This is a genomic window from Microbacterium sp. BWR-S6Y (assembly GCF_041379845.1).
Lineage (GTDB): Bacteria > Actinomycetota > Actinomycetes > Actinomycetales > Microbacteriaceae > Microbacterium > Microbacterium hydrothermale.
Map to the genome: position 1 here is coordinate 465,290 of NZ_JBFECV010000004.1, position 6,706 is coordinate 471,995.

Annotated in this window: 7 protein-coding genes; 1 reads left to right on the forward strand and 6 read right to left on the reverse strand. The window is 71.1% G+C overall.

Annotated features, from left to right (window positions below; genetic code table 11):
* Nucleotides 1-62: 62 nt before the first annotated feature.
* From ribH to AB1K56_RS11725, 6 genes are all read right to left on the reverse strand, one after another.
* On the reverse strand, nucleotides 63-536 hold the full coding sequence (gene ribH, locus AB1K56_RS11700; RefSeq protein WP_295782874.1) for a 6,7-dimethyl-8-ribityllumazine synthase: 474 nt from the start codon (nucleotides 534-536) through the stop codon (nucleotides 63-65).
* Complete coding sequence (gene ribA / locus AB1K56_RS11705; RefSeq protein WP_371205777.1) at nucleotides 536-1,804, reverse strand: GTP cyclohydrolase II; 1,269 nt, start codon at nucleotides 1,802-1,804, stop codon at nucleotides 536-538. The genes ribH and ribA overlap by 1 nt, the downstream gene beginning before the upstream one ends.
* Complete coding sequence (locus tag AB1K56_RS11710; protein WP_136587068.1) at nucleotides 1,801-2,430, reverse strand: riboflavin synthase; 630 nt, start codon at nucleotides 2,428-2,430, stop codon at nucleotides 1,801-1,803. Before AB1K56_RS11710 ends, ribA begins: the two co-directional genes overlap by 4 nt.
* Complete coding sequence (gene ribD / locus AB1K56_RS11715) at nucleotides 2,430-3,485, reverse strand: bifunctional diaminohydroxyphosphoribosylaminopyrimidine deaminase/5-amino-6-(5-phosphoribosylamino)uracil reductase RibD (RefSeq protein WP_371205778.1); 1,056 nt, start codon at nucleotides 3,483-3,485, stop codon at nucleotides 2,430-2,432. Before ribD ends, AB1K56_RS11710 begins: the two co-directional genes overlap by 1 nt.
* Before the next feature lie 421 nt (nucleotides 3,486-3,906).
* On the reverse strand, nucleotides 3,907-4,770 hold the full coding sequence (locus tag AB1K56_RS11720) for an Fpg/Nei family DNA glycosylase (protein ID WP_371205779.1): 864 nt from the start codon (nucleotides 4,768-4,770) through the stop codon (nucleotides 3,907-3,909).
* 47 nt (nucleotides 4,771-4,817) lie between these two features.
* On the reverse strand, nucleotides 4,818-5,378 hold the full coding sequence (locus tag AB1K56_RS11725; RefSeq protein WP_371205780.1) for a GNAT family N-acetyltransferase: 561 nt from the start codon (nucleotides 5,376-5,378) through the stop codon (nucleotides 4,818-4,820).
* A 278-nt stretch (nucleotides 5,379-5,656) separates the two neighbouring features.
* Here AB1K56_RS11725 and AB1K56_RS11730 point away from each other — a divergent pair, with 278 nt between their 5' ends.
* Nucleotides 5,657-6,571, forward strand: coding sequence for an endonuclease domain-containing protein (locus tag AB1K56_RS11730; protein ID WP_371205781.1), 915 nt, complete (start codon nucleotides 5,657-5,659; stop codon nucleotides 6,569-6,571).
* The last annotated feature ends 135 nt before the right edge of the window (nucleotides 6,572-6,706 follow it).

Here is a 6,706-nt window from a genome sequence, read left to right on the forward strand (position 1 = left end):
CCGCCGACGGGAACGGGCCCGGCGACCGCAGGGGTCACCGGGCCCGTCGTCCGGGAGACGCGTCAGCCGCGCAGCTCGCGCAGCACAAGGGCGGTGCGGATCGCGGCATCCGCGGCCTCCTCGCCCTTGTCCTCCTTGGAACCCTCGAGGCCCGCGCGGTCCAGCCCCTGCTGCTCGTCGTCGAGGGTCAGCACGCCGAATCCGACGGGCTTGCCGGTGTCGAGAGCGACGCGGGTGAGACCGTCGGTCGCGGCCGACGAGACGAACTCGAAGTGCGGCGTCCCGCCCCGGATGATCACGCCGAGCGCGACCACGGCATCCGCTCCGCCGTCGAGAGCGGCCTTCGCCGCGACGGGGAGCTCGAACGACCCCGGCACGCGCACGACGCGGTAGGTCGCGCCGGTCGCGTCGAGCACGCGCTTCGCGCCGGCGATGAGGCCGTCGGTGATGACCTCGTGCCAGGTGCCGGCGATGACGACGACGTTCAGTCCGGAGGCGTCGACTCCGCCGGTCTCGGGTGCTCCACTGCCGGCCATCAGGCGCTCTCTTCCTTCATGTGCGCGAGGGCGTCGCGCAGGTCGTCCTCGGCGATGATGTGACCCATACGGTCGCGCTTCGTCTCGAGGTACTGGTGGTTGTTGGGGCCGACGCCCACGAGCAGCGGCACCTGTTCGACGACGTCGAGGCCGAAGCCGCGCAGCTGGTTCACCTTGTCGGTGTTGTTGGTGAGCAGACGCACCTGTTCGACACCGAGGTCGGTCAGGATGCCGGCGGCGGCGGCGTAGTCGCGCGCGTCGGCGGGCAGGCCCAGGGCGAGGTTGGCATCCACCGTGTCCATGCCGCGCTCCTGCAGGTTGTACGCGCGCAGCTTGTTGATGAGGCCGATGCCGCGTCCCTCGTGTCCGCGCATGTAGATCACGATGCCGCCGTCGCGGTCGATCGTGTCGAGCGCCGCTTCGAGCTGGGGCCCGCACTCGCACTTCAGCGAGCCGAACGCCTCACCGGTCAGGCACTCCGAGTGCACGCGCACGAGCGGAGCCTCCTCGGTCAGGTCGCCCGAGACCACGGCCAGGTGATCGGTGCCGGTGACGCGGTCCTTGTACGCCAGGAAGCGGAAGGTGCCGTGCGAGGTCGGCACGTTCGACTCGGCGCGCAGGCTCACGCGGCGCTTGGGTGCGGCGGTCGCCGGCAGGGGATCGGTCTCGTTCAGGTGGGCGATGAGCTGTTCGATCGTGATGACCGGGATGCCGTCGCGCTCGCCGAGCTCGAAGAGCCCGGGCAGGCGCATCATGCTGCCGTCCTCGGCCACCACCTCGGCGATCGCGCCGACGGGCTCGAGCCCCGCGAGACGCATGAGGTCGACGGCGGCCTCCGTGTGCCCGGCGCGCTCGCGCACACCGCCGTCCACCGCGCGCAGCGGCAGCACGTGACCGGGCCGGATCAGGCTCGACGGCACGGACTCGGGGTTCGCGAGCACGTTGAGCGTGCGGGCGCGGTCGGCCGCGCTGATGCCGGTCGTGACGCCCGACGCGGCGTCGACGCTCACGGTGTACGCGGTGCCACGGGCATCTTGATTGACCTCGACCATCGGGGGCAGGTCGAGTCGGTCGGCCCACTCCGCGGGCAGGGGGGCGCAGACGTATCCGCTCGACCAGCGCACGGTCCACGCGAGCCACTCGGGGGTCGCGAGCTGCGCCGAGATGATGACGTCGCCCTCGTTCTCGCGGTTCTCGTCGTCGGCGACCAGGATCGGCCGCCCCTGACGCAGGGCCTCCAGGGCCTCGGGGATGGTGGACAGGCTCATGCGGAGCCCCTCTCGGTCGGAGTGCGGAAGGCGAGCATGCGCTGGACATGACGCGCCAGGATGTCGGTTTCGAGGTTCACGGGCGTGCCGGCCTCGGCTCTGCCGAGGGTCGTCGCCTCGAGCGTTTCGGGGATCAGCGAGACCTCGAGCCACGGCTCGGGGTCGGAGGCCTCACTGACGGCGCTGACCGTGAGCGAGACGCCGTCGATCGCGATCGAGCCCTTGTCGACCACGAGCGGGGCGAGGGGGGCCGGGATGCCGACGCGCACGACGCTCCACTGAGCACCGGGGCGCACCTCGCGCACCACGCCGGTGCCGTCGATGTGGCCCTGCACGATGTGCCCGCCGAGGCGGCCGTGCGCGGCGGTCGCGCGCTCGAGGTTGACCGCGCGGCCCGGCGCGACGTCGGCGAGGGTCGACATGTCGAGGGTCTGCTTCATCACGTCGGCGGTGAACCAGTCGTCGCCCTGGTCGACGACTGTCAGGCACACGCCGCTGACGGAGATCGAGTCGCCGTGGCCGGCGTCCGACACTGACAGCGGTGCGCGCAGCGTCAGTCGCACGCCGTCTCCCGACGGCTCGACGGCGGTGACCGCGCCGATCTCTTCGACGATTCCGGTGAACATCAGGCTTCTCCTCTGTTCTCGTGGGTGCCGGCGGCTTCCGAGCCGGTCGGGTGGGGCACGGCGACGATCAGCAGGTCGTCGCCGAGGGTCTGCAGGGATGCCACGTCGAGGCGTCGCGCGTCGGCGATCGTCGGCACGCCCAGGTCGCCGAGCGCCAGGCGCGAGCCGCCGAGCAGGACCGGCGCGACGTAGACGAGCACCTCGTCGGCGAGGCCCTCGCGCACGAACGCGCTCGCCAGGGTCGGTCCGCCCTCGACGAAGACGCGCTGCACGCCCCGGGCGGCGAGGTCGGCGAGCACCGCGCGCAGGTCATGGGTCGCGAAGAACAGCGGCTCCCGCGGGTGCCGACGCACGGCGGCATCCGGAGCCGTCTCGCTCTCCCCGATGATCACGGGGACGGGTTGTTCATCGAGCGAACCGTCGGCCGCGCGCGCGGTGAGGGCGGGGTCGTCGGCTCCCACCGTGCCGGTGCCGGCGACGATCGCGTCGGCCTGGGCGCGGCGGGCGTGCACGTCACGACGCGCGGCGGGGCCGGTGATCCACTGGCTCGACCCGTCGTCGGCCGCGGCGCGCCCGTCGAGGCTCTGCGCCCACTTGACGCTCACGTGGGGGCGGCCGGTACGCTGCAGGCCGATCCAGTCGTGGATGAGGTGCTCCGCGGCATCCGCCTCGACGCCCGATTCGACGTCGACTCCCGCGTCGCGCAGTCGCGCTGCCCCGCCGGTCGCGGTGTCGGTCGGGTCGTCGATCGCGTGCACGACGCGGCCGACCCCGGCCTCGATCAGAGCCACCGCGCACGGACCCGTGCGCCCGGTGTGATTGCAGGGCTCCAGGGTCACCACAGCGGTCGCGCCGCGCGCCGCTCCGCGAGCCAGCTGCGACAGGGCGTCGACCTCGGCGTGCGGGGTCCCTGCGCCGCGGTGGTAACCCTCGGCGAGGACCTCACCGGTCGGCGAGAGAATCACGGCACCCACCTGCGGGTTGAGCCCGCGCGGGCCGCGCCGGGCGAGCTGCAGCGCTCGCCGCATGGCGTCGATCTCGACGGCGGATGCCATTTCCCTGTCCTTCCCGCGGATGCCGGGCAGGGGGAGCGGGAAGGCGCGACGCGCCATCCGTGCTGCCTCCTATCCGGACTAGCGAGGAAGGACCCTCGCATCACCGTCGGTTCCGGAATTCCACCGGATCGGCCCCACCGCGTGATGCGGAGGGGTTCGCGGACTGTCACCGCCGGTTCGGATTCTCACCGACCCCGGAGCACGTTGTTTGCACTTCGAAGTGTAGTCAACGCGCGGTTTGCGGTTTCATTCCCCGACTTCTGACGACGTTTTGTGGTAGCTGGGCCGCGTGCCGGGACCCGGAGCGACTGCGCGCCGCGGGGCTCTGCACCGTCATTCGTCGCTCGGACGGTGGGCCGCGCCACCGCGCGTCCGAAGGGAGCGACGAGCGTCACATCCCTCGACCCCGTCACGGTGGGGCTCACTTCAGCAGGCGCGACAGGCGACGATCCGCGAGCAGCTTGCCGCCCGTCTGGCAGGTGGGGCAGTACTCGAGGGAGTTGTCGGCGAAGAACACGCTGCGCACCTCGTCGCCGCACACGGGGCATGCCTCGCCCCGTCGTCCGTGCACGCGCATGCCCCGTCGCTTGGCATCCTTCAGCTCGGCCGGCGGCTTTCCGCGCGCCTCGTCGATCGCTTCGGCCAGTGTCGTGGTCATCGCCGTGAACAGACGGTCGACCTCGTCGTCGGACAGGGTGGCGGCCAGCGCATACGGCGACATCTTCGCCGCGTGCAGGATCTCGTCGGAGTAGGCGTTGCCGACCCCGGCGATGATCGACTGATCGCGGAGCACCCCCTTGATCTGCGTGCGACGGCCCGCGAGGAGCGACCCGAAGGTCGCCCGGTCGAAACCCGCGCTGAGCGGGTCGGGCCCCAGACGCGCGATGCCCGGCACCTCGGCGGGGGAGTGCACCGCGTACACGGCCAGCGACTTTTTCGTCCCCGCCTCGGTGAGGTCGAACCCCGAGCCGTCGTCGAAACCGACGCGCAGAGCGATCGGCGTCTTACCCGGCTTGATGATCGTGGTGGGAAGGGCGTCGTACCACCGCAACCACCCGGCCTTCGCGAGATGGAAGACCAGATGCAGACCACCGTCGGTGGCGATGTCGAGGAACTTGCCGTGGCGATCGACGCTCGTGACGTGCGCGCCGACCAGCGCGGTCAGCGGTGGGTCGTAGGTCTTGAGCGCGTTGATCGCCGACACGGTGGCCTTGTCGACACGCAGCCCCGTGACGCGACCCCGCAGGAACTCGACGAGCCCCTCGACCTCAGGCATCTCCGGCATGCGGCCATGCTGCCACGCCCCTCCGACATGGGGGCGGGTCTTGCGTCTCAGCCGAGCACCGGCCACGGCACCGGTGCGCGGTCGTCGCCGCGCAGCAGTCCGCCGATCCACAGGTCGGATCGCCCGAGCGCGTTGACGTGCGCCCGTCGCAGCAGACCCTCGTAGCGGAACCCCAGTGACCGCGCGACGCGCGCCGAGCCGGTGTTGCCCACCACGGCCCGCCACTCGATCCGTTCGACCGCGGGACGCTCCGGCGCGAAGCCCCAGCCGACGACGGCGCGCGCCGCCTCGGTCGCGACGCCCCGGCCGCGCACGCGGGACGACACCCAGTACCCGATCTCGGGTCCGCCGCTCGGCAGGTTCGCGAGTCCCACCATCCCCACGAGCCGACCGTCGAGGCGGATCCCCCAGGTCGCCTCCGACCCGTCGGCCCACCATCGACGCGTCAGGTCGACGAACGTCTCGGCGTCGGCCGGGAGGTAGGGGGAGGGAACCGTCGTGAACCGCTGGATCGCGGCATCCTGGCACTCCGCGTGGATCGTCGCGACGTCGCCGTCGCCCGGCGCCGACAGCTCGAGGCGAGCGGTGTGCAGGACCTGGGGGTGCATCCGGCCACGCTACCGAAGCTCCGTGCGGCGGGCTGTTCGCTGCATCACCGCCCCGGGCGTTGACTCGGCCTCGTGCACCACAACGCAGGAGTATCCGCCCACTGCGCGCCCGCAGGGCCCGCTGAGCTCGGATGGCACGGAAGTTTCCTGCGTTGTGCCCTCCCCGTGGGCGGACGCGCGGGGCGGGGCTCCTCCCCAGGAGTGCCCCGGAGTGAGTTGTCCCCGTTTCGAGCTGCCTCTCCTCATCGTGTCGGTCGGATCCGGTCACCATGTGCGGAATGAGCTCGTTCCTGACACCGGACATCGCTCCGGGCCATGTGTTGACCTATCCGGACCTGCGCGCATCCGGAGCCACCCGGGCGGGAGTGCGCTCGGCGCTGGCCGAAGGTTCGATGGTGCGCGCACGTCGGAACGTCTACCTGGATGCCTCCTCTCCGCGAGCCGTTCGAGAAGCGCAGCGTGTCGGCGGTCGACTCGACTGCGTGTCGGCCGTCGCTGAAGCGGGGATCTTCGTCCTCGATAAGAGCGGCCTGCACGTCCAGGTCGAGCCGGAGCGTTCGCGTCTCAGATCGCCCCATTCCCGCACGACTCGACTCTCCGGCGCCCAGGGAGTCGTCGTCCACTGGCGGGCTTGTGACGCGGGCAGTCTCCACACGGTCCCTCTCGTCGAGGCGCTTGCGGCGGCAGTCCGCTGTCAACCCCCGCGGGCAGCCATTGCCACACTCGACAACGCTCTTTTCACGGGGGCGATCGACGAGGAGGGACTCGCAGAAGTCTTCGCGCGCCTACCGGCGAGGTATCGGGTGCTTCGGCCGCTCGTAGACGCGCGGGCGGAGGCGGGCTCGGAGACGATCGCACGACTACTCCTCCGCGGCCAGGGCTTCGACGTACGGGTGCAGGTGCAGATCGACGGTGTGGGGCGAGTGGATCTCGTCGTGGACGACTGGATCGTCGTCGAGTGCGACAGTCGTGCGCATCATGGCGGATGGGAGGCGCAAGAACGCGATCGGCTGCGCGACCTCCGCCTGGCCGAGCGAGGCTTCGTCGTCCTGCGCCCTTCCGCACGGATGATCTTCTCAGAGCCCCAGCTCTTCGCGCGCGCCGTCGCCGGTCTCCGCCGGCATCTTGCCCGCGGCGATGAGGACGGCGAGTGCCGTCGGTCGCGACACAACGCAGGAGTCGCGCGCTGCTAGACGCGCGCTAGGTGTGATGTCCAGGGACGTTGTTTCGGCGACACGGCTATGAGGAGCTAAAAAGCGAGGGCCTCCGGTTGTGAAGTGGAGCTGTTGAGTTCAACCGCTTCACGAACCAGGAGGCCCTCATGTCCC